23 protein-coding genes are annotated in these 22,963 nt (G+C 71.6%); 9 read left to right on the top strand and 14 right to left on the bottom strand.

What is annotated here, in order from left to right:
• The first annotated feature begins 11 nt into the window (after positions 1–11).
• Both ADK65_RS19955 and ADK65_RS19950 read left to right on the top strand, forming a co-directional pair.
• Complete coding sequence (locus tag ADK65_RS19955; RefSeq protein WP_053671671.1) at positions 12–464, top strand: sec-independent translocase; 453 nt, start codon at positions 12–14, stop codon at positions 462–464.
• Positions 465–689: 225 nt separating this feature from the next.
• The gene (locus ADK65_RS19950) at positions 690–1,361 is read left to right on the top strand and encodes a hypothetical protein (RefSeq protein WP_053671670.1); all 672 of its coding nucleotides are present in this window, start codon (positions 690–692) and stop codon (positions 1,359–1,361) included.
• A gap of 115 nt (positions 1,362–1,476) precedes the next feature.
• On the opposite strand, the gene ADK65_RS19945 is transcribed toward ADK65_RS19950, so the two are convergent.
• From ADK65_RS19945 to ADK65_RS19935, 3 genes are read right to left on the bottom strand one after another with little or no spacing between them, the layout of a single operon-like run.
• The gene (locus tag ADK65_RS19945) at positions 1,477–2,610 is read right to left on the bottom strand and encodes an Mrp/NBP35 family ATP-binding protein (RefSeq protein WP_053671669.1); all 1,134 of its coding nucleotides are present in this window, start codon (positions 2,608–2,610) and stop codon (positions 1,477–1,479) included.
• A 42-nt stretch (positions 2,611–2,652) separates the two neighbouring features.
• Positions 2,653–3,252 (bottom strand): DUF1003 domain-containing protein, encoded by a 600-nt coding sequence (locus tag ADK65_RS19940; protein ID WP_053671668.1) that lies wholly within the window; start codon positions 3,250–3,252, stop codon positions 2,653–2,655.
• The gene (locus ADK65_RS19935; protein ID WP_053671667.1) at positions 3,242–4,525 is read right to left on the bottom strand and encodes a magnesium transporter MgtE N-terminal domain-containing protein; all 1,284 of its coding nucleotides are present in this window, start codon (positions 4,523–4,525) and stop codon (positions 3,242–3,244) included. The genes ADK65_RS19940 and ADK65_RS19935 overlap by 11 nt, the downstream gene beginning before the upstream one ends.
• Before the next feature lie 225 nt (positions 4,526–4,750).
• Here ADK65_RS19935 and ADK65_RS19930 point away from each other — a divergent pair, with 225 nt between their 5' ends.
• Entirely contained in the window at positions 4,751–5,506 is a 756-nt protein-coding gene (locus ADK65_RS19930; protein ID WP_053671666.1) for a hypothetical protein, read from the top strand.
• A 4-nt stretch (positions 5,507–5,510) separates the two neighbouring features.
• Here ADK65_RS19930 and ADK65_RS19925 read toward each other — a convergent pair whose 3' ends face one another.
• Both ADK65_RS19925 and ADK65_RS19920 read right to left on the bottom strand, forming a co-directional pair.
• Positions 5,511–6,023, bottom strand: a complete 513-nt coding sequence (locus ADK65_RS19925) for a hypothetical protein (protein WP_053671665.1) — start codon at positions 6,021–6,023, stop codon at positions 5,511–5,513.
• 22 nt (positions 6,024–6,045) lie between these two features.
• Positions 6,046–7,161 (bottom strand): magnesium and cobalt transport protein CorA, encoded by a 1,116-nt coding sequence (locus ADK65_RS19920; RefSeq protein ID WP_053671664.1) that lies wholly within the window; start codon positions 7,159–7,161, stop codon positions 6,046–6,048.
• A gap of 455 nt (positions 7,162–7,616) precedes the next feature.
• Here ADK65_RS19920 and ADK65_RS19915 point away from each other — a divergent pair, with 455 nt between their 5' ends.
• A complete protein-coding gene (locus tag ADK65_RS19915) occupies positions 7,617–8,201 on the top strand; it encodes a suppressor of fused domain protein (RefSeq protein WP_063788037.1) in 585 nt (194 codons plus the stop codon).
• A gap of 30 nt (positions 8,202–8,231) precedes the next feature.
• On the opposite strand, the gene ADK65_RS19910 is transcribed toward ADK65_RS19915, so the two are convergent.
• Entirely contained in the window at positions 8,232–9,455 is a 1,224-nt protein-coding gene (locus tag ADK65_RS19910) for an MFS transporter (RefSeq protein ID WP_053671662.1), read from the bottom strand.
• 160 nt (positions 9,456–9,615) lie between these two features.
• Here ADK65_RS19910 and ADK65_RS19905 point away from each other — a divergent pair, with 160 nt between their 5' ends.
• The 3 genes from ADK65_RS19905 to ADK65_RS19895 all read left to right on the top strand — a co-directional run bounded on the left by ADK65_RS19905 (position 9,616) and on the right by ADK65_RS19895 (position 12,034).
• On the top strand, positions 9,616–10,257 hold the full coding sequence (locus ADK65_RS19905) for a DUF6758 family protein (RefSeq protein ID WP_053671661.1): 642 nt from the start codon (positions 9,616–9,618) through the stop codon (positions 10,255–10,257).
• Positions 10,258–10,437: 180 nt separating this feature from the next.
• On the top strand, positions 10,438–11,298 hold the full coding sequence (locus ADK65_RS19900) for a PHP domain-containing protein (protein ID WP_053671660.1): 861 nt from the start codon (positions 10,438–10,440) through the stop codon (positions 11,296–11,298).
• A 130-nt stretch (positions 11,299–11,428) separates the two neighbouring features.
• Positions 11,429–12,034, top strand: a complete 606-nt coding sequence (locus tag ADK65_RS19895) for a MarC family protein (RefSeq protein WP_053671659.1) — start codon at positions 11,429–11,431, stop codon at positions 12,032–12,034.
• Between the two features lie 14 nt (positions 12,035–12,048).
• Here the strand turns inward: ADK65_RS19895 and ADK65_RS19890 are convergent, their stop codons facing one another.
• Together ADK65_RS19890 and ADK65_RS38105 are read right to left on the bottom strand one after the other, a co-directional pair.
• Positions 12,049–14,154, bottom strand: a complete 2,106-nt coding sequence (locus tag ADK65_RS19890) for a trypsin-like serine peptidase (RefSeq protein WP_053671658.1) — start codon at positions 14,152–14,154, stop codon at positions 12,049–12,051.
• Between the two features lie 132 nt (positions 14,155–14,286).
• Entirely contained in the window at positions 14,287–14,439 is a 153-nt protein-coding gene (locus ADK65_RS38105; protein WP_003992775.1) for a hypothetical protein, read from the bottom strand.
• A 199-nt stretch (positions 14,440–14,638) separates the two neighbouring features.
• Here ADK65_RS38105 and ADK65_RS19885 point away from each other — a divergent pair, with 199 nt between their 5' ends.
• Positions 14,639–15,532, top strand: a complete 894-nt coding sequence (locus ADK65_RS19885) for an NYN domain-containing protein (protein WP_053671710.1) — start codon at positions 14,639–14,641, stop codon at positions 15,530–15,532.
• Here ADK65_RS19885 and ADK65_RS19880 read toward each other — a convergent pair.
• Both ADK65_RS19880 and ADK65_RS19875 read right to left on the bottom strand, forming a co-directional pair.
• The gene (locus ADK65_RS19880) at positions 15,529–16,431 is read right to left on the bottom strand and encodes an alpha/beta fold hydrolase (protein ID WP_053671709.1); all 903 of its coding nucleotides are present in this window, start codon (positions 16,429–16,431) and stop codon (positions 15,529–15,531) included. The genes ADK65_RS19885 and ADK65_RS19880 overlap by 4 nt on opposite strands.
• 334 nt (positions 16,432–16,765) lie before the next feature.
• Positions 16,766–19,465 carry a DEAD/DEAH box helicase gene (locus ADK65_RS19875; protein WP_053671657.1) on the bottom strand — a complete coding sequence of 900 codons (2,700 nt, stop codon included), beginning with the start codon at positions 19,463–19,465 and terminating at the stop codon, positions 16,766–16,768.
• A gap of 475 nt (positions 19,466–19,940) precedes the next feature.
• Between ADK65_RS19875 and ADK65_RS19870 the strand changes: the two genes are divergently transcribed.
• A complete protein-coding gene (locus tag ADK65_RS19870; protein WP_053671656.1) occupies positions 19,941–20,690 on the top strand; it encodes a ferritin-like domain-containing protein in 750 nt (249 codons plus the stop codon).
• A 165-nt stretch (positions 20,691–20,855) separates the two neighbouring features.
• Here ADK65_RS19870 and ADK65_RS19865 read toward each other — a convergent pair whose 3' ends face one another.
• The 4 genes from ADK65_RS19865 to ADK65_RS19850 all read right to left on the bottom strand — a co-directional run bounded on the left by ADK65_RS19865 (position 20,856) and on the right by ADK65_RS19850 (position 22,842).
• Entirely contained in the window at positions 20,856–21,125 is a 270-nt protein-coding gene (locus ADK65_RS19865) for a hypothetical protein (RefSeq protein ID WP_053671655.1), read from the bottom strand.
• Positions 21,126–21,398: 273 nt separating this feature from the next.
• Positions 21,399–21,626 (bottom strand): DUF3107 domain-containing protein, encoded by a 228-nt coding sequence (locus tag ADK65_RS19860; protein ID WP_030854792.1) that lies wholly within the window; start codon positions 21,624–21,626, stop codon positions 21,399–21,401.
• A 136-nt stretch (positions 21,627–21,762) separates the two neighbouring features.
• A complete protein-coding gene (locus ADK65_RS19855; RefSeq protein WP_053671654.1) occupies positions 21,763–22,410 on the bottom strand; it encodes a TetR/AcrR family transcriptional regulator in 648 nt (215 codons plus the stop codon).
• A gap of 207 nt (positions 22,411–22,617) precedes the next feature.
• Positions 22,618–22,842, bottom strand: a complete 225-nt coding sequence (locus ADK65_RS19850) for a hypothetical protein (protein WP_053671653.1) — start codon at positions 22,840–22,842, stop codon at positions 22,618–22,620.
• Positions 22,843–22,963: the final 121 nt, after the last annotated feature.

Genomic DNA, 22,963 nt, shown 5'->3' with positions numbered 1-22,963 from the left:
AGGAGCTTCAGGTGTTCAATGACATAGGACCACTCGAGCTGGTGACGCTCATCGTCCTTGCCGTGCTCGTCTTCGGTCCGGACAAGCTCCCCAAGGTCATCCAGGACGTGACGCGCACGATCCGGAAGATCCGTGAGTTCTCGGAGAGCGCCAAGAACGACATCCGGGAAGAACTCGGCCCGGAGTTCAAGGACTTCGAGTTCGAGGACCTCAACCCCAAGACGTTCATCCGCAAGCAGCTGGACAACGAGGATCTGGGGCTCAAGGAGATCCGCAACGGTTTCGACCTGAAGAAGGAGATGGCCGAGGTCACCGACGCCGTCCACAGCCGTGACTCCGACACCTCCTCCGCTTCGTCGTCCGCGGGTTCCGCCGGTTCCTCCGGTGGTCGCATCGACATGACGAAGAAGCCCGAGGCGCCCGGCCCGGACGACCGGCCGCCCTTCGACGCCGACGCCACCTGACGCACACGGCCGGGGCGTACGCCGCGGGTGCGTGACGCGTTTCATACTCCGGTCGGGCTGTGTAGGGCCTGAACGGGGCGCCCGTGCGGCCCACGCGCCGGGCGGTTTCCCTGCTGCTCGCAGCGGTGTGGCTATGCTGCCGAGTTGTTGTGCGGACCGTGACGAGTACGCCCGAAGGGGGGCGGGCCGTAGCGGTCCGACTAGAGCGAGGAGGCGTCCGGGCACATGGAGACGACGAGTCGGGCTGTCGCGCAGACGCCGGCCGCGGAGGGCGGGCAACAGGCTCCCTTCGCCCGGCGTACGGTCGACGACTACCTGCGTGCGCCCTTCCCGTGGTACGGCCTCGACGAGGCCTTCACGGGGCCGCGCCGGCTGATGCAGGTGGGTACGACGGCCGACGGGGCCGTGGAACACGGGTCGATCGGCCACGGCGACGAGCCCACCATCCGCAACGAACATGCGGCCGGGAGCGATCAGGACGCCAAGGAGAAGTTCGCGGTCGTGGTGACGGTGGCGGCGCATCCCTCACGGCGTACGGCGGACGGGACGGGGCTCCTGGAGGCCACCTCGGTGTCCTCCGCGGCGTGGCTCGCGGGCGTCGGACTGCTGTCCTTCACCTGGCCCGGGCAGATGGACCACGCGCTGCGGGACGACTGGCTGGAGCAGCAGACCGAGACGGCGTGGGTGCTGGCGGACGACCTGGACGGGGACGACTGGTCGACGCTGTCGCTGCCCGTGGACGGGGTGCCGACGGCGTTCCACTACCGGGAGTCGGAGTTCGGCTGGGTGCTGGCCGGGTCGACTTCCGCGGGTGTCCACGTGGGCGCGTACGGCAGGGGCATGAGTGCGTACGGGCTCGGCTTCGCCGTGGTGAAGGACATCGCCGCGTACGCGTGAGTCCGCCCGGGGCGCCGTGAGTTTCGGCGCCCCATCGCCGTGGGGGTTCCGCTGTGCGGGCGGCTGCGGGTCGTGCGTGGTTGCCCGCGCAGTTCCCCGCGCCCCTGAGGTCGGTTCAGAACTTGTTCCTCGGAGTGATACCGAGCGACAGGCCCGACAGGCCTCGCTGGCGGCCGCCCAGCTTGCCCGCGATCGCCCGCAGGGCCGAGCCCGCCGGGGAGTCGGGGTCCGTGAGGACGACCGGCTTGCCCTCGTCGCCGCCCTCGCGCAGGCGCACGTCGATCGGGATGCTGCCGAGGACCGGGACGGTCGCGCCGGTCGTGCGGGTCAGGCCGTCGGCGACCAGCTGGCCGCCGCCCGTGCCGAAGACGTCGACCATCTCGTCGCAGTGCGGGCAGGGCAGGCCGGACATGTTCTCGACCACGCCGACGATCTTCTGGTGGGTCTGCACGGCGATGGAGCCCGCGCGCTCGGCGACCTCGGCCGCCGCCTGCTGCGGGGTCGTCACGACCAGGATCTCGGCGTTCGGCACCAGCTGCGCGACGGAGATCGCGATGTCGCCGGTGCCGGGCGGCAGGTCCAGGAGCAGGACGTCCAGGTCGCCCCAGTACACGTCCGCCAGGAACTGCTGCAGGGCGCGGTGGAGCATCGGGCCGCGCCAGACGACGGGGGCGTTGCCCGGGGTGAACATGCCGATGGAGATGACCTTCACGCCGTTCGCCGACGGCGGCATGATCATGTTCTCGACCTGGGTGGGACGGCCGTCGGCGCCCAGCATGCGCGGTACGGAGTGGCCGTAGATGTCGGCGTCGACGACACCGACCTTGAGGCCGTCGGCCGCCATCGCGGCCGCCAGGTTGACCGTCACCGAGGACTTGCCGACGCCGCCCTTGCCGGAGGCGACCGCGTAGACGCGGGTCAGGCTGCCCGGCTTGGCGAAGGGGACCTCGCGCTCGGTCTGGCCGCCGCGCAGGGCGGACGCCAGCTCCTTGCGCTGCTCGTCGCTCATCACGTCGAGCGTGACGTCGACGCGGGTGACGCCCTCGACCGCGGAGACCGCGTCCGTCACGCGCTGCGTGATCGTCTCCCGCATCGGGCAGCCCGAGACCGTGAGGTACACGGTGACCGCGACCGCACCGTCCGCGCCGATCTCCACCGACTTGACCATCCCGAGTTCGGTGATGGGCTTGTGGATCTCGGGGTCGTTCACCGTCGCCAGTGCCTCGCGCACCGCGTCTTCCGTAGCCATAGGACGATGGTACGGCGCCGTACCGGTGCGTAGGAAAGCGTCTCAGCGGTCGTCTGCGTCACGTCCGCCTGACCGTTCCGCCGGGAATACGACGGGGTCGTGACGGTGTCCGTTCTGCCGTTCCTCCATCTCCTTGACCATGTCCTGCAGCTCCGAGCGGATCCAGTCGCGGGTGGCGACCTCGCCCAGGCCGATGCGCAGGGCGGCGATCTCCCGCGTCAGGTACTCGGTGTCGGCGATCGACCGCTCGTTCTGCTTGCGGTCCTGCTCCAGGTTGACCCGGTCCCGGTCGTCCTGCCGGTTCTGGGCGAGCAGGATCAGCGGGGCGGCGTAGGAGGCCTGGAGGGACAGCATCAGCGTCAGGAAGATGAAGGGGTACTCGTCGAACCGCAGGTGGGCGGGGGCGAGGCTGTTCCAGACCACCCACAGGATGATGACGACCGTCATCCAGACGATGAACCGCCCGGTGCCCAGGAAGCGCGCGATGCGTTCCGACAGCCGCCCGAAGGCCTCCGGGTCGTACTCGGGCAGGAACCGGCGCCGGCGGGGCAGCGGCTGGTCGAGGCGGGTGGTGCGGGGCCGGGAGGCGGCAGTGGCGCCCGCCGGCGTGCGCTCCCGCGGGCCCTCGCGCTCAGGAACCATCGGTCGCCACCTCCTCGTCCAGGTGGAACTCCTGCTCTCGCCAGTCCTCCGGGAGCATGTGGTCGAGCACGTCGTCCACGGTGACCGCGCCCAGCAGCGACCCGGCCTCGTCGACGACGGGTGCGGCGACCATGTCGTACGTGGCGAAGAAACCGGCGATGGCCGGCAGCTCTGCCTCCGGGTCGAGCGGCTGCAGATCGGTGTCCACGATCGAGCTGACCAGGGACGGCGGTGGCTCGCGCAGCAGCCGCTGGAAGTGGACCGTGCCCAGGTACTTGCCGGTCGGCGTCTCGTCCGGGGGCCGGCAGACGTAGACCTGGGCGGCGAGGGCGGGGGAGAGGTCGCGGTTGCGGACCCGGGCCAGGGCGTCGGCGACGGTGGCGTCCGGGCGCAGCACGATCGGCTCGGTGGTCATCAGACCGCCCGCCGTGCGGTCCTCGTACGACATCAGGCGCCGCATGTCGGCCGCGTCGCCGGGCTGCATCAGGCTCAGCAGCCGCTCCTGCTCGTCCGTGGGCAGCTCGCCCAGCAGGTCGGCCGCGTCGTCCGGGTCCATGGCCTCCAGGACGTCGGCCGCGCGCTCCTCCTTCAGCTTGCCGAGGATCTCGATCTGGTCGTCCTCCGGCAGCTCCTCCAGCACATCGGCGAGCCGGTCGTCGTCGAGTGCGGCGGCGACCTCGGCCCGGCGCTTGGCGGAGAGGTGGTGCAGGACGTTGGCCAGGTCGGCCGGGCGCAGCTGCTCGAAGGTGGCGAGCAGGTTCTCGGCGCCCTGCCCCTGCTCCTCCAGGGAGAAGCCGGTGACGGCGGTCCACTCGACGGTCAGCGCCTCGCCCTTGGCCCGCCGGAAGGCACTGCCCTTCCTGCCCTTGCGGACGAAGACCCGGTCGATCTCCCACTCCCGGCGGGCGGGCAGCTGATGCACCGACAGGTCGAGGACGGTGACCTCCTCGCCGGTCTCGGTGAGCGTCACGCGCCGGTCCAGCAGCTCCCCGAAGACCAGCCGCTCGGTGGGCCGCTGCTCGAAACGCCGGACGTTGAGCACTCCGGTGGTGATGATCTGGCCGGACTGGATGGCGGTGACCCGGGTCATCGGCAGGAAGATACGGCGGCGGGTGGCGAGTTCGACGACGAGGCCGAGCAGCCTCGGCGGCCGCTGCCCCACCCGCAGCATGACGACCAGATCGCGCACCCGCCCCACCTGGTCGCCGGCTGGGTCGAAGACGGCGACACCTTGGAGGTGCGATACGAAGATCCGGGGGGCGCCCGCTGCCATGGCCGCGGCTCCTTTTCGTGCGGGGTGGTTCGTGGGTCCTGTGTGGAGGGCTTTCTTTGTGCCTGTGTCTTCCGAATTGCCCGCTCGGGTGGGCTTCAGGCTAGCCCGTCCTGATCGGTGGCGCGTCGGCGGCCGGTCCGGACGGACTGGCTCCGATCCGCCCGCACGACCCCGGTACCCTGCGGTACGCCGTTCAGGTCTCCCGTCAGAGAGGCAGCCCCACCTGTGACTCCGATTCGCCAGAGCCGTGGCCGCCGTGCCGCGCTCGCGAGCGCGACATGCGCCCTGCTCGTGACGGGAACGGTGCTCACCGGCTGTGCGGAGGATCCGAACGAGGGCACCAACGGGGTCGGCAGACTCCCCGCCGCCAAGATCCAGGGCAAGACCCGGTCGGCCGCCGAGGCCGCCGACGCGGTCCGGGTGCACGGCAACGTCGTCAGCGGCGGGCGGACGTACGCGCTCGACATGCGGCTGAAGGACGACGGCGGTGACGGTTCGGTCACCGCCAAGGGCGCGACCTTCAAGCTGCTGCGCATCGGCGAGCAGCTCTACGTCATGGCGGACGCCGAGTTCTGGACTCACGGCAGCGGCCGGGGCGGGAGCGGCAAGGCGGACGCGGCGGCGGCCTCCAAGCTCGACGGCAAGTTCGTGAAGGTGCCGCAGGGCGATCCCGCGTACAAGAAGTTCAGCGGTTTCACGGACAAGGCTCTCCTCCTCGACGGTCTGCTGACCCTGCACGGGACGCTCGCGACGGACGGCCACGACGAGGAGGCGGGCGTCCGCACCATCCGCGTCACCGGTGACAAGGGCTCCGGCGGCACTCTGGAGGTCTCCCTGGAGGGCAAGCCGTACCCGCTGCGCCTGGAGCGGGCCGGCGGGGCGGGAACCCTCACCTTCTCCGCCTGGGGAGAGGACTTCTCGCTCAGGAAGCCGGAGAGGAACGAGACCGTGGACTACGGCAAGCAGCTGCCGTCCTCGTAGGCCGTCAGGTCCGTTTGCGCTTCCTCAGCAGCAGGCGGGGCAGGCCCGCCGGGACCGGCCGGCGGGTGATCGCCGGGGACGGCAGGGGAGGCTCGGACAGCGAGCCGTCGGGCAGGGGCGCGGTCGCCCCCGTCGGTTCCAGGCGCAGCACCCGGCACTCGCGGGCCCAGCGGTCGGTCATGGCCTCGCCGTCCGGTGCGTTCAGCCGCTTGCCCTTGAGCTCGGCGACCGTCGCGTCCCACGCCTCGGAGCGCGGGGCGAGCTCCGTGACCCGCGCCGTCCAGGTGGCCAGCCGGCCGCCCTTGTCCTTGCTGCGGACCGTCACCTTCGCCTCGGCGCCGTCGGCGAGACTTGGCAGCGGCTGCTCGCCCGGCCCGTCGCCGACCAGGCACGCGGCCCCCTCGTGCCACACGTGCCACAGGGCGCGCGCCGGGCCGTCGGGGCCCTGGACCCAGACGAGGCCGGACTTCTTGGTGGCCTCCTCGACGAGGGCCTTGTCGAGCAGCTCGCTTGTCATGGGCCCAGCCTAACCAGGCCGCTCACAGCCATCCGTTCCGCTTCAGGGTGCGGTGGATGCCGAGGCAGACCACCACCGTGAAGCCGAGGATCACCGGGTAGCCGTAGCGCCAGTGCAGCTCCGGCATGTGGTCGAAGTTCATGCCGTACACGCCGCACACCATGGTCGGCACGGCGATGATCGCGGCCCACGAGGTGATCTTCCGCATGTCCTCGTTCTGGGCGACGGACGCCTGCGCCAGATTGGCCTGGAGGATGGAGTTGAGCAGCTCGTCGAAGCCGAGGACCTGCTCCTGGACGCGGGCCAGGTGGTCGGCGACGTCCCGGAAGTACTTCTGGATGTCGGGGTCGACCAGCCGCATCGGCCGCTCGCTCAGCAGCTGCATGGGCCGCAGCAGCGGTGACACGGCCCGCTTGAACTCCAGCACCTCGCGCTTGAGTTGGTAGATCCGGCCGGCGTCCGAACCGCGCGGCGAGCCCTTGCGCCCCGGGGAGAACACCTCGGTCTCCACCTCGTCGATGTCGTCCTGCACCGCGTCGGCGACGGCGATGTACCCGTCGACGACGTGGTCCGCGATGGCGTGCAGCACGGCCGACGGGCCTTTGGCGAGCAGCTCGGGGTCGTCCTGGAGGCGGTGCCGCAGAGCCCGCAGGGAGCCCTGACCGCCGTGCCGGACGGTGATGAAGAAGTCCCGTCCGGTGAAGCACATGACCTCGCCGGACTCGACGACCTCGCTGTTGGCGTCGAGCTGGTCGTGCTCGACGTAGTGGATGGTCTTGAACACCGTGAACAGGGAGTCGTCGTAGCGCTCCAGCTTGGGCCGCTGGTGCGCCTGGACGGCGTCCTCCACGGCCAGCGGGTGCAGCCCGAACTCACCGGCGATACCGGAGAATTCGGCCTCGGTCGGCTCGTGCAGGCCGATCCACACGAAACCACCGTCGCGGCGCGCCAGGCGCACCGCCTCGTGCGGGGTCAGGGCGGCCTCGGTCTCGACGCGGCGGCCGTCCCGGTAGACGGCGCAGTCGACGACGGCCGTGGCCGCGGCGGGGCTGCGGGTGGCGTCGTAGGTCCCGCTCTCCTTGCGCAGCGACACACGGGAGGGACGGACAACGGCGCGCAGGTCGCGGATCATCGACATGGCGGGCTCCTTCGCGGGCGGGCGACGAACGGCGCCGGCGACGGGTGGAACTACCCGGAATGAGGACGTTGTGACGACGGATGTTTCGCACGTCCACAAAGCGGGGAGCACCGCATCGTCGCGGTGGCCGGTTTCGTCACTGATTCAGCTACTGAGGCAGATCAGGCAAAGCGAAACGAAGCGCTCTTCCGCGGTGAAGCGAGTGCGAGAGGTGGCAGCCAGAGACAGAAGCGGCTACATCGGCGGCGCGAAGAGCGTGGTGCTACTGCACGGTCGACTTCGATCCATTGCAGCCCCACCTCCTCCGGCCGGTCCCTCGTAAGGGAGTTCCTTCGGCGTCGGGGCTTGATCGCGACGCTTCTGCGTGCTGCCCCGAACCACCGGGCAAGAGTAGCAGCCGACACAACTGTCAAGGTGCTGCTTTGCCCGCTACTGACGAGTTCTATGCTCGCCGCATGGCAGATGTTCTCCCTCTGGTCGAAGCCCGGTTGCGCAGCGCGCTGGGTGAACCGGACGCGCGCGCGGCGGTCACCTTCCTCGGCACGGACCGCATCGAGGTGCTCCGCTTCCAGGAGGGCGGCATCGTCCGCTACGCCTCGCTCGGCATGTCCGCGCACCCCATGACGGACCCCACGGCGGTGGTCGCCGACCCGGTCAAGGGGCCGCGTGCCGAGCTGGTCCTGTCGGTCCGTGCCGGTCTGGCCGACACTGACAAGGTGCTCCGGCCGCTCGCCGTGCTCGCCGCGTCTCCGCAGGTGGAGGGCCTGGTCGTGGCCCCCGGAGCGTCCCTCGACGTCGGTGAGCCGCTGTGGCCGGGCGCCCCCTTCACCTCGGTCCTGGTCGCCGAGCCGGGCGGTCTGGTCGAGGACCTGGAGCTCGACGAGCCCCTCGACCCCGTGCGGTTCCTGCCGCTGCTGCCGATGACCCCGAACGAGGCCGCCTGGAAGCGCGTGCACGGCGCGCAGGCACTCCAGGAGAGGTGGCTGAACCAGGGGACGGACCTCCGGGATCCGTCCCGGAAGTCCGTCCCGCTGGAGTGAGGAAGCTCACCAAACTCCGGCTGCGTGGCCTCAGTTGGCGAAGACGGCGACGCCGTCCTCGGTCGCGTGCCGCGGCTCCAGCTCCTCGGCCTCGGCTGTGAGGGCCTTGCGCCGTACGACGACCACCGCCGCGCCCACGACCGCGGTGACCGCCGCGACCACGAAGGGGATGTGGACGTCGGTCCACTCCTCGATCTTCGGCGCGAAGTAGGGGGCAGCGGCCGCCGCGAACCAGCGCACGAAGTTGTAGCCCGCGCTCGCCACCGGCCGGGGCGCGTCCGAGACGCCGAGGGCCAGTTCGGTGTAGACGGTGTTGTTCACGCCGATGAAGGCGCCGGACAGGATCGTGCAGACGACCGCGGTGGTGTGCGAGCCGTAGCCGAGCACGAGGACGTCGGCCGCGAGCAGCACCAGCGAACCGCCGAGCACCTTCAGTGAGCCGAACCGCTTCTGGAGTCGCGGGGCGACGATCACCGAGAAGACGGCGAGCAGCACGCCCCAGGCGAAGAACACCGCCCCGGACCGGTAGGGGCTCATGTTCAGCACGAACGGCGTGAAGGCCAGCACGGTGAAGAACGTGTAGTTGTAGAAGAACGCCGAGGCCGCCGCGGAGGCGAGACCGCCGTGGCCGAGGGCCTTGAGCGGGTCCAGCGGCGAGGTCTTGCGGGCCGGCTTGGGCTGTTCCTTCAGGAACACCGTGATGCACAGGAAGCCGACGGCCATCAGGAACGCGGTGCCGAAGAACGGGTAGCGCCAGCTGGCGTCACCGAGCAGGGCGCCCAGCAGGGGGCCGCAGGCCATGCCGAGGCCGAGGGCCGATTCGTAGAGCAGGATGGCCGCGCCGCTGCCGCCGGCCGCCGCGCCGACGATGACGGCGAGGGCCGTGGAGACGAACAGCGCGTTGCCGAGGCCCCATCCGGCCCGGAAGCCCACCAGCTCGCCCACGGATCCGGAGGTGCCGGCGAGCCCGGCGAACACCACGACGAACGCGAGGCCGAGCAGCAGGGTCTTCTTCCCGCCGATCCGGCTGGAGACGAATCCGGTCACCAGCATCGCGACGGCGGTGATGAGGAAGTACGAGGTGAAGAGCAGGGAGACCTGGCCGGCCGTGGCGTCGAGACCCTGGGCGATGGACGGCAGGATCGGGTCGACGAGCCCGATGCCCATGAAGGCGACGACCGAGGCCCCGGCGGTCGCCCACACGGACTTGGGCTGCTTCAGGAGGCCGCGCGCTCCGGCGTCGAAGGGGTCCATTGCTTGCTCCCTTTCCCGAGACGGGGTAGTTGGTATATACACACACTAAGTTAGCCAAGCTAATTAATGCAAGTTACATCTAGTGTGGGTGGTGAAGGCTTCCGTCCGGATGGGTGATCGTCCTTGACGCGGCGGGGCGCGGGTAGGACCGTGGGGCCCTATGAGGGGCGAACCCAGTTGCCCGAAGTGCGGTGGCCGGGTCAGGGCTCCCGGCCTCTTCTCCGACTCGTGGCAGTGCGATGTGCACGGCACCGTTCACCCGGTGCAGCCCGTGATACCGCCCAGCGTCGACGCCCTCAACGTCGTGGTGCACCGCACCCGGGTGCCGCTGTGGATGCCCTGGCCGCTGCCGGTGGGGTGGCTGTTCACGGGGGTGGCCTGCGCGGGGGACGACCGCACCGGCGGCCGCGCGACCGCCGTGGCCTGCACGGGCCCCGGGCCGCTCGGCGGCATGGGCGAGCTGATCCTGGTGGCCGAGGAGCTCGGCGTCGGCCTCGGGGCGCGCTACGCGGGTATGGACGGTCCCGACCCGGGGCCGCACATGGACGTCGGGAAGCCGCCGCAGGCCAAGGTGCTGGCAGCCGGGCGCCCCACACCGCTCTGGCATGTGGCCGGGGCGCCGGGCGACCGGGCGGTGTTCGCGGGCGAGGCCCTCGGGATGTGGCTGTGGGCCGTGGTCTGGCCCGAGCAGTCCGGTCTGCTGATGTACGACGAACTGGTGTTGGCGGATCTCCGGGAGGCGGGGGCCGAGGTGGAGCTGGTGCCGTGCGGGGCGTTGTCACCGCGCTTGCTTCAGCCGTAGCGCCTGGGGGGGGGCGTTGGCGGCTGCCGGCTGGCTGTGGCTGGTCGCGCAGTTCCCCGCGCCCCTTCGGGGTGCGTTCATGTAGGGGGTGCTTGGCGGGTTCAGGTGTGACACCGGGTGTTGAAAATGCGGTTATCCTTGAGCAGCCCCGTTCGTGTCGCTGTGTCTGGAGTCCGTGTCGTGCGTATCGATCTGCACACCCACTCCACCGCTTCCGACGGCACGGACTCGCCCGCCGAGCTGGTGCGGAAAGCCGCTGTGGCCGGGCTCGACATCGTCGCGCTCACCGATCACGACACCACGCGCGGGCACGCCGAGGCCATCGCCGCGCTGCCCGAGGGCCTCACGCTGGTGACCGGGGCCGAGCTCTCCTGCCGGATCGACGGCATCAGCATGCACATGCTGGCCTACCTCTTCGATGCCGAGGAGCCGGCGCTGCTCGCCGAGCGGGAGCTGGTCCGGGACGACCGGGTACCGCGTGCCCGGGGCATGATCGCCAAGCTTCAGGAGCTGGGCGTGCCGGTGACCTGGGAGCAGGTGGCACGGATCGCCGGCGACGGGTCCGTCGGGCGCCCGCACGTGGCGAGCGCGCTCGTAGAGCTCGGTGTCGTGCCGACCGTGAACGACGCCTTCACGCAGGACTGGCTGGCCGACGGCGGCCGGGTCTACGTGGAGAAGCACGAGACCGACCCCTTCGAGGCCATCCGCCTGATCAAGGGCGCGGGCGGGGTCGCGGTCTTCGCGCACCCCGGGGCGAGCAAGCGGGGGCGCACGGTGCCGGAGGCCGCCATCGCCGAGATGGCCGCGGCCGGGCTGGACGGCGTCGAGGTCGACCACATGGACCACGACGCGGACACGAGGGCACGGCTGCGCGGTCTGGCCAAGGAGCTCGGGCTGCTGGTGACCGGGTCCTCGGACTATCACGGCAGCCGTAAGACCTGCGTGCTCGGGGAGTACACGACGGATCCCGAGGTGTACGGGGAGATCACACGGCGGGCCTTCGGGGCGTTTCCCGTGCCGGGGGCCGGCGGGGCCGTCTGAGATTCCCCTCCCGTAAGCCGGTTTCCTTCTCCCCGTCTTCTTCTCTCACCCGGCGCTGCCCGCTGCGCCCAGGCGTTCCGCCCTGCGCACCGCCTGCCCGCGGCGGCAGCCCCCTGCGCAAGGCTCACTCATGTTCGACCTCGCCGTCTTCGGCTCCCTGTTCCTGACCCTCTTCGTCATCATGGATCCCCCGGGGATCACACCGATCTTCCTCGCCCTCACCGCGGGCCGGCCCGGCAAGGTGCAGAAGCGGATGGCCTTCCAGGCCGTCTGCGTCGCCGCCGGCGTGATCACCGTGTTCGGGCTGCTCGGCCACCAGATCCTCGACTACCTGCACGTGTCCGTGCCCGCGCTGATGATCGCGGGCGGCCTGCTGCTCCTCCTGATCGCGCTGGACCTGCTCACCGGCAAGACGGACGAGCCCAAGCAGACCAAGGACGTCAACGTCGCCCTGGTGCCGCTCGGCATGCCGCTGCTGGCCGGACCCGGGGCGATCGTGTCGGTCATCCTCGCCGTGCAGAAGGCCCACAGCGTCGCCACGCAGGTGTCCGTGTGGGCGGCGATCCTCGCCATCCACGTCGTGCTGTGGCTGGTGATGCGCTACTCGCTGGTGATCATCCGGATCATCAAGGACGGCGGTGTGGTCCTGGTGACCCGCCTGGCCGGCATGATGCTCTCCGCGATCGCCGTGCAGCAGATCATCAACGGCGTCACGCAGGTCATCCAGGGGAGCTGAGGCCCGCTTCCGGGCTACTGGGGCAGTACGCTGCGGATCTCCCGGGCGGGGCCGGGGTGGCCGAGGTACTCCTCGATCTTGTGCGCACGCTCGCGGCCGTTGGGGACGGCCAGTTGGTCGAGCTTTCCCCACCGTTCGTCCTCCAGGGGGCAGCCGATGGCCACCGCGTCGGTGGGGCACCAGACGTTCACCCAGTTGCGCACCCTGGGCGGCTGGTGCGGGCCGCGGGTGAGGAGCCGTTCGTTGACGCCGTCCAGACCGAGCGGGCTTCCCGCGGTGACCAGCAGCACGGGGTCCAGGCTCTCGGGGATCCGGGTCAGCAGGTCCATGCCCACGACCGTGCCCAGGCTGTGTGTGACCAGCACCAGCTCGCCGCTGGTCGGCATCGTCTCCATCACGCTGTCCAGCACCGCCTGCCGCACGGCGCTGTCGCCGAGGTACAGGTCGACGTCCCGCAGGAACGTGGCGATCGTCCACTCGTCCAGGTCCGACCGGGCGGCGAGCCAGCTCAGCGGCCGGTGCAGTGCCCCCGCCAGGCCCGCACCGAAGCCCTCGGTGGTCGCCGGACCGTTCTGCGGCATGCCGGCCCGGGCGGCCGCCTCGTGGAGCAGCCGCTCGTAGGAGCCCGTGGGGGATTCCGCGGCGAAGACCTCGGCGGCAGCGGCGGCGCTCACCCGGTCGAGACCGATGGGCTCGGCCGTGCTCTCCCGGCCGCTCACGAGGTCGTGCAGTCTCGTGCCGTAGAACGGGAACCACACGTCCTGCGGGTCGAGCGTGGGCATGGACGCGAGGGTGAGACCGCGGTTCAGGCCGGCCGTCCAGGACAGGCGGAGTTCGTCGGGGTACTTCTCGTGCTGGTCCCGGCCGTGCAGGAAGACCAGGTGCCGACTGCCGCCGAAGGCGCTGCTGCGGGCCCGGAGCCCGACCCTGGGCCGCTCGGTCCCGGTCTCGCTCTCGGTCATGGGGACCGTCGCCGGACGGCCGGGGACCGGCGGGGTCGTGACGCCCGGTACCGCGGTCGCCCTCTCGGGCGGTGCCGCCGGGGCCGCTGCGGAGAGGGCCGATGCCGTGGTCAAGGTCTGGTCCAGGCCGGCGTCCGGGCCCATCTCGGCCAGCAGGGCGCGCCGCCCCGGGCCGAGGTCCAGCCCGGCCAGGTGCCTGAGGATCGAACTGATCCGGACGCCTTCGTTGGCGATCCACTCGATGGCGTCGTCGCCGTCGCCCTGCTGCCAGGGCCGGCCGTCCTTGCGCAGGACCCGGCCCTGGTCGTCCTTCTTCGGGACGCCGCTGTGGTGCAGCGCCACGACCTCCCACTGGTCGTTGAAGACGGGGGAGCCGGAGTTCCCCGGTTCGGTGTCGGTCGTGTAGTGCACGAAGTCGTCGAGGCGGACCAGCACCGCGTTGTCGCGCAGCGCGATCTCCTTCAGCCGCCCCGAGGGGTGGCCGATGATGTTCACCTTCTCGCCGAGCACCAGCTTGCCGGTCTGCACGCTCAGCCGGTTCCAGCCGAAGACCTCGCCCGGCGCGGGGCCGTCCGCGGTGGGCGCCAGCGCCACGAGGGCGAAGTCGAGCCGCCGGTCCGCGGCGAAGAAGGTCTGCGGGTCGAGCTCCATCCGGACGACGGTGTCGGGCAGGTTGTCCGCCGTGACCTGGGCGTTGAACTCCGCGAAGCAGGTCCGCGCGAAGCTCTCGTCGGGCAGGACGTGGTGGTTGGTCATCAGCAGCCGCGGCGAGACCAGGAAGCCGGTGCCGTGCGGCAGCTCGCGGCCGTCGCGCCGCCGGGTGATCCGGGCGACCGTGGCCCCGGCCCGTACCCCGCGCGGCAGGAAGCTCCAGGCCTGGAGCTCGTTGGACAGGTCGATGATCCGCTCGTTGGCGTCGGGCAGGTCCATGGCCTCGCGGTGGATGTCGGCCACCACCGCCGAGGGTGACAGGCCGCCCCGGTCGAGGATCCGGTCCGCGCGGACTGCCAGTGCGTCGGGGGAGTCCGGGTAGCGCACCCCGGCCGCCATCCGGCCCTCGACCCGCTCGCGCTCCGCGGTGGAGTCCTCGTAGCGCCGCGCCGCCTCGGCGGCGGCCTGCTGGTGCAGTTCCCTGTGCGCCCGGTCCGTCACCGACATGTCCCACCGTCCTGTTCTGGTTCGCACTGTCCTCTCAGCCAGTACGCCCCCGACCAGGGATGTCCGCAACAGCGGAGCCCCCGCCCGGCCGATGCCGGGCGGGGGCTCCGCTGTGCGGGAGAGCCGCGCGCGTTATGAGGCCGTGGTCTCGGCCGGGCGGATCCACAGGCGCTGCCCGATGGCGGCGGCCTGCTGAACGATGCGGTTGACGGAGGCGGCGTCCACAACGGTCGAGTCCACAGGCGTGCCGTCGACGTCGTCGAGTCGCATGATTTCGAAGCGCAAGGGCTTCTCCCTTCGTCTGGTCATCCTCCTGAGGAGAACTACTCGGTGTTCCGTATGAGTCAACGGGGATGCGTGGGTGAAACATTCCCTACGCTAAGGAAATTTTTCGAACGACTAATTACTGAGTCGTAAGAGTGTTGTTACGGGACCGACCGGGACCGGTTGTGTTCGCAGCGTGACCGCCGGGACAATGGAGGTGATGAACGACGACCTCGCGGCCCTCAGCGCCCGCATCGACCGCACCAACGAGCTGCTCCAGCGCATGCTCGCCGAGGTGGCGAAGACGCCCTCGACCCACGCGATCTTCGTCGATGCCGGGTATCTGTACGCCGCCGCCGGCCGCCTCGTCGCCGGGACGGAGGACCGCCGTGCCTTCGACGTGGACGCCGAGGGCCTGATCGACGCGCTCATCGACAAGGCCCGCACGATCTTCGCGGACAGCAGGCTGCTGCGGGTCTACTGGTACGACGGCGCCCGGCGCCGCATCCACACGGCCGAACAGCAGACCATCGCGGAACTGCCGGACGTCAAGGTGCGGCTCGGCAACCTCAACGCCAACAACCAGCAGAAGGGCGTCGACTCGCTCATCCGCTCCGACCTGGAGTCCCTCGCCCGGCACCGGGCGATCAGCGACGCGGCCCTGCTCGGCGGCGACGAGGACCTGGTCTCGGCCGTCGAGGCGGCCCAGGGGTACGGTGCCCGGGTCCACCTCTGGGGCATCGAGGCGCCGGAGGGCCGCAACCAGGCCGAGCCGCTGCTGTGGGAGGTCGACAGCCAGCGCACCCTCGACCTCGACTTCTTCAAGCCCTACGTCTCCCGCCGCACGGCCGCCGCCCAGGAGACGACGGGGGAGCGGCCCACCCGCGAGAACGTGCGGTTCGTGGGCGCGCAGATCGCGGCGAAGTGGCTGGCGGCACGCGGCCGGGACGCGCTGGTCGAGCTGCTGCCCGGGCACCCCTACCTGCCGGGCTCGGTCGACCAGGACCTGCTCGTGGAGGCGGAGGGCCTCCTGCAGTACTCGCTGCGCGGCCAGGCGGATCTGCGACGGGCGCTGCGGGACGGGTTCTGGGAGCACCTGCGGTCGCAGTACTAGGCCGTCCCGGGATCTGCCCGGAACCCGCCCTGTCCGAGGCCGTCCCAGAAGTCCGCGAGAGCGTGGGCCGTCGGCAGCGGCCGGTCGGCGTTGGGGGAGTGCTCGGCTCCCGTGATGACCGTGCGGTGTGCGTCCAGCCGAAGGGCCATGTCGTCGAGGATCGCCACCGGCCAGGTGTCGTCGTGCGCCCCCGACAGCACGTGGAACGGCAGGGGAACCGCGGCGAGTTCGGCCACGCGGTCCGGCTCGGTGCACAACTGACGCCCCGTCGCGAGCAGTTGGGCCGGGCTGTGGCCCAGCCAGCGGCGGCGCAACTGGTCCTGGTCACCGAGGCCCCGGGCAGGCCCGCCGACCTCCTCCGGCGGCCCCATCGCCTGGATGGCCTCCCACACCTCCGCCATCGACATGACGGCGAGCGCGTCCCGCAGCAGCTTCACGCGCTGCTGCTGGGAGACGGAGATCTCCGCCGGACCGGACGAGACCAGGGTGAACGAGACGAAGGGCGAGTGGTCGAGCAGCACGGCCGCACGGGCGATCTGCCCGCCGAGCGAGTGGCCCACGAGGTGCACGGGGCCGCCCAGCGCCTCGGCCTGTGCGAGCACGTCCCGCGCCAGTTCCCGCTGGGCGTAGGCCGACTCGTCGTCCAGGGGCCCCTCCGACTCGTGCTGCCCCCGCCCGTCCACGGCGACGAGCCGGTACCCGCGCTCCGCGAGCGGCTCGTGGAGCAGCCTGAAGTCCTCCTTGCTCCCGGTGAATCCGGGCAGCATCAGGACGACTCCCCTGACCTGTGCACCCGGCTTCGGCGAGGAGTCGACGACGGCGAACTCGCCGCGTGAGGTGCGCAGGGGGTAGGCGCGGGCGCCCGGGGGCGGGGGAAAGGCGGGGTGGTGGCTGGTCACGGGGCGAGGGTAGCGGGTGCGGCCGGCCGTGTGACCCGGCTGCGACACCTCGTCATGGGCTCCGGGTGGCGGTGGCTTCGGGGGCGGGGCCGGACGCGCCACCAGGTCGAACGCCGACGGCCCGGTTGTCTGCCGGGTCCGGCCGGGGGTGGCCGACATGACCTCGGGGAACCGTGCCGCGAGGGCCGGGCGCACGGCCGTCATGGAGAGGTGTGTCAGGTCTTCGCGGGGCGGGGGGTGGCGGTGGCTTCGGGCATGGGCCGGACGTGTCGCCTGGCCGAACGCCGACGGCCCGGCTCCCTGTTCGGGAGCCGGGCCGTCTGGGAGGAGCGGGTCAGCCCTCCGTGGGTTCCGCGGCGGCGGTGGCCTTGCGGGTGCGGCGCGCCCTGGGCTTCGGCTCCGTCGCGTCCTCGGCAGCGGCAGCCGGGGCCGCTGCTGCCGTCTTGCGCGTGCGGCGCGGCTTGGCCGCGGCGGCCTCCGGCTCCTGATCCGCCTGCGCGGGGATCTCGGCCGGTTCGGCGGCCTTGCGGGTGCGGCGGCGCGGCTTGGCCTCCGTGCCCTCGGCCGTGTCGACGGCGGCCTCGGCCGCCGCTGCCGTCTTCCGGGTCCGGCGCGGCTTGACCTCGGCGGTCTCCGCCTCGGGGGCTGCGGCAGCCGTCTTGCGCGTCCGGCGCGGCTTCGCCTCGGCGGTCTCCGTCTCCGCCTCCGCGACGGCAGCGGCGGTCTTGCGCGTGCGGCGCGGCTTGGCCTCGGCGGCCTCCGGCTCCTGGGCCGCCTGGGCCGGGATCCCCGCTACGGCCGGGGCCGGTTCGGCGGCCTTACGGGTCCGGCGGCGCGGCTTGGCCTCCGCGCCCTCGGCCGTGTCGACGGCTTCCTCCGCCGGAGCGGCGGCCTTGCGGGTGCGGCGCGGCTTGGTCTCCGCGCCCTCGGCAGACTCGGCCGTGGCCGTGGCCGCGCTCTCGGCGGTCTTGCGGGTGCGGCGGCGCGGCTTGGCCTCGGCGGCCTCCGCCGTGTCGACGGCGGTCTCGGCCGCAGCCGCCGCCTTGCGCGTACGCCTGGGCTTGGCCTCGGCCGCCTCGACGGCGTCCTCCGCGCCCGGCGCCGCCGTGGCCGTCTTGCGGGTGCGGCGCGGCTTGGTCGCGGCCGGTTCCGGGGCGGACTCGGTGGTCCCTTCGGCCGTGTCGACGCTCGCTTCGGCCTTCGTGGCCGCCTTGCGGGTGCGGCGCGGCTTGGTCTCCGCCGGCTCCGACGCGGGCTCGGCGGTCCCGGCGGCCGTGTCGAGCGCCGACTCGGCCGCGGACGCCGTCGTGGCCTTGCGGGTGCGACGGCGCGGCTTGGCAGCGGTCTCGGCCTGTGCGGTGTCCGCGGCCGGAGTCTCGGCGACGACCGCCGACTCCGCGGCCGACGGCGTCAGCGCGGCCTCGGTCTCCGCCACAGTCGTCTCCGAACGGCGCGTACGGCGCCGTCGCGGCTTCGCGGCCGTCTCGGAGGCCTCCGTGGCCGTGCCCTCCGCCGTCGCGACGGCGCTCTCCGCCTGCTCGGACGCGGCGGACTCGACCGCCGCGGCCGGAGCCGGCTGGGACTGGGCCCCGCCGCGGGTGCGGCGACGGCGGCGCGGAGTGCGCGGAGCCGTCACGGCGTCCGCCTCGGCGGCGTCGTCGGCGGCCGTCGTGCCCGGCGCGGTGGTGCCGGTGGACGCGGGAGCCCCGTCCACCGCGGCTCCGCCGCGGGTACGACGGCGGCGACGCGGCGTACGCGACGAGCCCTCACGGTCGGCCGAACGGGACTCCTCCCGCTCGCCCCGGCCACCCCGGCCGCCGCGCCCGCGCGGCCCGCGGCCGCCCGGCTCGCCCAGGTCCTCGAGCTCCTCCGCGTCCAGCCCGGCGCGCGTGCGCTCCGAGCGCGGCAGGATGCCCTTCGTGCCCTCGGGGATGCCGAGGTCGGAGAAGAGGTGCGGAGAGGTGGAGTACGTCTCCGGCGGGTCGTTGAAGTCGAGCTCCAGCGCCTTGTTGATCAGCTGCCAGCGCGGGATGTCGTCCCAGTCGACCAGCGTGATCGCCGTACCCTTCGCACCCGCGCGGCCCGTCCGGCCGATGCGGTGCAGGTACGTCTTCTCCTCTTCCGGCGACTGGTAGTTGATGACGTGCGTGACGCCTTCGACGTCGATGCCGCGGGCGGCGACGTCGGTGCAGACGAGCACGTCCACCTTGCCGTTGCGGAACGCGCGCAGCGCCTGCTCACGGGCGCCCTGGCCGAGGTCGCCGTGGACCGCGCCGGAGGCGAAGCCGCGCTGCTTCAGCTGGTCGGCGAGGTCGGCCGCGGTGCGCTTGGTGCGGCAGAAGACCATGGCGAGACCGCGGCCTTCGGCCTGGAGGATGCGCGCGACCATCTCGGGCTTGTCCATGTTGTGCGCGCGGTAGATGTACTGCTTGGTGTTCGCGACCGTCGCGCCCGCGTCGTCCGGCGTCGTGGCGCGGATGTGCGTGGGCTGCGACATGTAGCGGCGGGCGAGGCCGATGACCGCGCCCGGCATGGTGGCCGAGAACAGCATCGTCTGGCGCCGCACCGGCAGCATGTTGATGATCTTCTCGACGTCGGGCAGGAAGCCCAGGTCGAGCATCTCGTCGGCCTCGTCGAGGACCAGGCACTTGACGTGCTTCAGGTTGAGCTTCTTCTGACCGGCGAGGTCGAGCAGCCGGCCCGGGGTGCCGACGACCACGTCGACGCCCTTCTTCAGGGCCTCGACCTGCGGCTCGTAGGCCCGGCCGCCGTAGATGGCGAGGACGCGGACGTTGCGCACCTTGCCCGCGGTCAGCAGGTCGTTGGTGACCTGCTGACACAGCTCGCGCGTGGGGACCACGACGAGCGCCTGCGGGGCCTCGGTGAGGGCTTCGGGCGCGGCGCGTCCGGCCTCGACGTCGGCGGGGACGGTGACGCGCTCGAGGAGCGGGAGGCCGAAGCCCAGCGTCTTGCCGGTGCCGGTCTTGGCCTGGCCGATGACGTCCGTGCCCGACAGGGCCACGGGGAGCGTCATCTCCTGGATGGGGAAGGGAGTGGTGATGCCGACGGCCTCAAGGGCTTCGGCGGTCTCGGGGAGGATTCCGAGCTCTCGGAACGTAGTCAGGGTGCTGCCTCTTCTGTGTGGGCGGCGCGAGGCGAGCGCGGGGTCGTGTCAGACCGTGCCGGGGACGTCGGCTGCCTACGGGCGGACCGTAGAGCACGGGACCGCGCCGACGCTCTAGCGCTCGTGCCGCTGAGGGTGTCCCCCTCCGGGTCTCGTACGCACTGTGGCGGACGGCCGGGGAGGGCTGTCGGGTCGGAGCCGATCGGGCCACCGACCGGGCATCCTCATACGTGCGGCCTGTCGAGGTACGTCGACGTACCAGCAGGCGCATTACCACCATACCCCGGAATCGCGCACATGCGATGGCCGATTCGGTCACGTAGTCGTCGTCACAGTGATTGACCAGGGACTTACGGCCCCCGGCAAGCGGGTTATTGTGCGCTTCATGACGAGCTCTGACAAGCCTGACAACGCCTCGGACACCGCCGCCGCCGAACCCGCCTCCGTCGCCGCCCGGGACTGGGCGACGGCCTCCGCCGACCCGCAGTACCGCGCCGCGGTCGTGGATCTGCTCGGTGCGCTCGCCTACGGGGAACTCGCGGCGTTCGAGCGGCTCGCGGAGGACGCCAAACTGGCGCCGACACTGGCGGACAAGGCGGAGCTGGCGAAGATGGCGTCGGCGGAGTTCCACCACTTCGAGAGGCTGCGCGACCGGCTCGCCGAGATCGGGGAGGAGCCGACGCGGGCGATGGAGCCGTTCGTCGCCGCCTACGACGGCTTCCACAAGCAGACGGCCCCCTCGGACTGGCTGGAGGGCCTCGTGAAGGCCTATGTCGGCGACTCCATCGCCAGCGACTTCTACCGGGAGGTCGCCGCCCGGCTGGACTCCGACTCCCGTGATCTGGTGCTGGCCGTGCTCGACGACACGGGGCACGGCGGCTTCGCCGTGGAGAAGGTGCGGGCCGCGATCGACGCCGACCCGCGTGTGGGCGGGCGTCTCGCGCTGTGGGCGCGGCGGCTGATGGGTGAGGCCCTGTCGCAGTCCCAGCGGGTGGTCGCCGACCGGGACGCGCTGTCGACCATGCTGGTGGGTGGCGTCGCGGACGGCTTCGACCTCGCCGAGGTCGGCAAGATGTTCTCCCGGATCACCGAGGCCCACACCAAGCGGATGGCCGCACTGGGGCTGGCCGCCTAGAAACGGCCTACTCGCCGTCGTCTGCCAGGGGCGGGCGGTCGGACGTGGTGCCTTCAGTGCCTTCGGCCGGACCGGTCCCCGCGACGCCGGGACGATCCGGCCGGACGGGGCCCGGCCGTCCTTCGGCCGGCCCGCGTCCTCGCAAGCGCCACCACCGGCGACCCGTCACGCGGTCGCCGACCGGCGGCGCATTCTTCCCGCGGGGCGCAGCAGCAGCGACAGCGAGGCCACCGAGACGATCGCCGCGCCGAGCAGGACGAGCAGGACATGTCCCGCTTCCAGCGCGCTGTGCATGACGAAGGCCCCGAAGAGCGCGCCGGCGACGCCGGTCGACAGCACCATGGAGCGGGCCGGGAGACGGTGCGGCAGGCGGTGTGCGGCCGCCCACGCCAGAGCCAGGCCGAGGATCGCGGAGCTCAGCGCTTCCAGGAGCATGTCGGGGTCCCTCCCACACGGCCGGCCTGCCCAAATCGGTCGTAGCCCGTCTTACCCCTGACCTGCGAAATCCAATCCACCCTTGTGGGCGACCTGTGCTCCATCCGTGGAGGAACCGGTGCGGTGCAAGGGGAAGCCGAGGGCCACATGGGAGGGGTGTCCGAGAGAGCGTGACGCAAACGGGCCAAAACGTCGGCGAAGGGTCGGAGATAGCGTCGGCAACGCGAGCGGGGCGGGACGGCCGCAGCCGTCCCGCCCCGCTCCACGCGTGCCCTACAGCGCGCCGAAGCCCACCTTGCGCGGGGCCGGCTCGCCGATCTCGACGTAGGCGAGACGGTCGGCCGGGACGAGGAGCTTGCGGCCGTGCTCGTCCACGAGGCTGAGCAGCTGCGACTTCCCGGCCAGCGCCTCGGCGACCACGCGCTCGACCTCCTCGGCAGTCTGACCGCTCTCCAGAACGATCTCGCGGGGCGCGTGCTGCACGCCGATCTTGACCTCCACGGCTATGTCCCTCCGACGGTCAGTGATGTGCGCGACCTTCCGCGCCGTACGCAGCACACATTAGCCCGGTGAGGGGACGTACATGCTCCGCCCGAGAACGCCACGAGCGAACATCGGGCGGGAACAAAGACGCCTGTCAGTGCTGCGGCTGGTCCATGCCGTGCAGCGGGAAGCCCGCGATACCGCGCCATGCCAGCGAGGTGAGCAGCTGCACGGCCTGGTCGCGCGGCACGCTGCGGTCGCTGTGCAGCCAGGACCGCGCCACCACCTGGGCGAGGCCGCCCAGGCCCGAGGCGAGCAGCATCGACTCCGCGCGCGACAGGCCGGTGTCCTCGGCGATGACGTCGCAGATCGCCTCCGCGCACTCGTTCGTGACCTTGTCGACGCGCTCGCGCACGGCGGGCTCGTTCGTCAGGTCCGACTCGAAGACCAGGCGGAAGGCACCGCCGTCGTCCTCGACGTAGGCGAAGTAGGCGTCCATCGTCGCCCGCACGCGCTGCTTGTTGTCGGTCGTCGACGCCAGCGCGTTGCGGACGGACTGGATGAGCGACTCGCAATGCTGGTCCAGCAGCGCGAGGTAGAGGTCGAGCTTGCCCGGGAAGTGCTGGTAGAGCACCGGCTTGCTGACGCCGGCACGTTCCGCGATGTCGTCCATCGCGGCCGCGTGGTAGCCCTGGGCCACGAAGACCTCCTGGGCGGCACCCAGGAGCTGGTTCCGTCGGGCACGGCGTGGCAGGCGTGTGCCCCGCGGGCGAACCGCCTCTGTCTGCTCGATGGCTGTCACGCCGCCTCCCATGATCGTCCACGTGCGGATCTGGCCGCGTCGCCATCGTACTTTTCGGTAACCGTGGTGTGCGCGGTGAGAGCGCAGAATTTCACGGACCGGACGGATGCGAAAGCGGTTGCGAAGGTTTTAAACAGGGTCAGAGCGGGCAAAAGGCTGCCTCTTTCCTGTTCTGTGGAGCGGTCCGTCGCCCGTCGGCGGCGATCGTCACCGGTAGTCGTCCTCGTCGAGCGAGACGATCCGGGCCTGCTCCACCAGATCCGCCTCGTTCGCGCGGTCCGGGTCGACAGCGGTCAGCGGGTCGTCGCGGTCCGGCGCGATGTCCGCCTGCTGCTCGGCCGCGTCGACCTCGGGCGCCTCGACGTCGAACTCCTGCGCCTCCGGCGCGTCCTCGGCCTCGAACGTCTCCGGGTCGGTGGGGTCTACGGCCATGCTGGGCTCCCTTCCTACGAACGTCCCTGGGAATGCAGGGGCCACACGCGGGTGCCCTCTGTACGAGCCTAGGAGACACCCGATCCGGACGCTATGCGATCCGCGTCCGGGACGTGACGCG

The organism is Streptomyces sp. NRRL B-1140, from assembly GCF_001280065.1.
Classification (GTDB): Bacteria; Actinomycetota; Actinomycetes; order Streptomycetales; family Streptomycetaceae; genus Streptomyces.
This window is presented reverse-complemented; position numbering and strand designations above follow the sequence as displayed.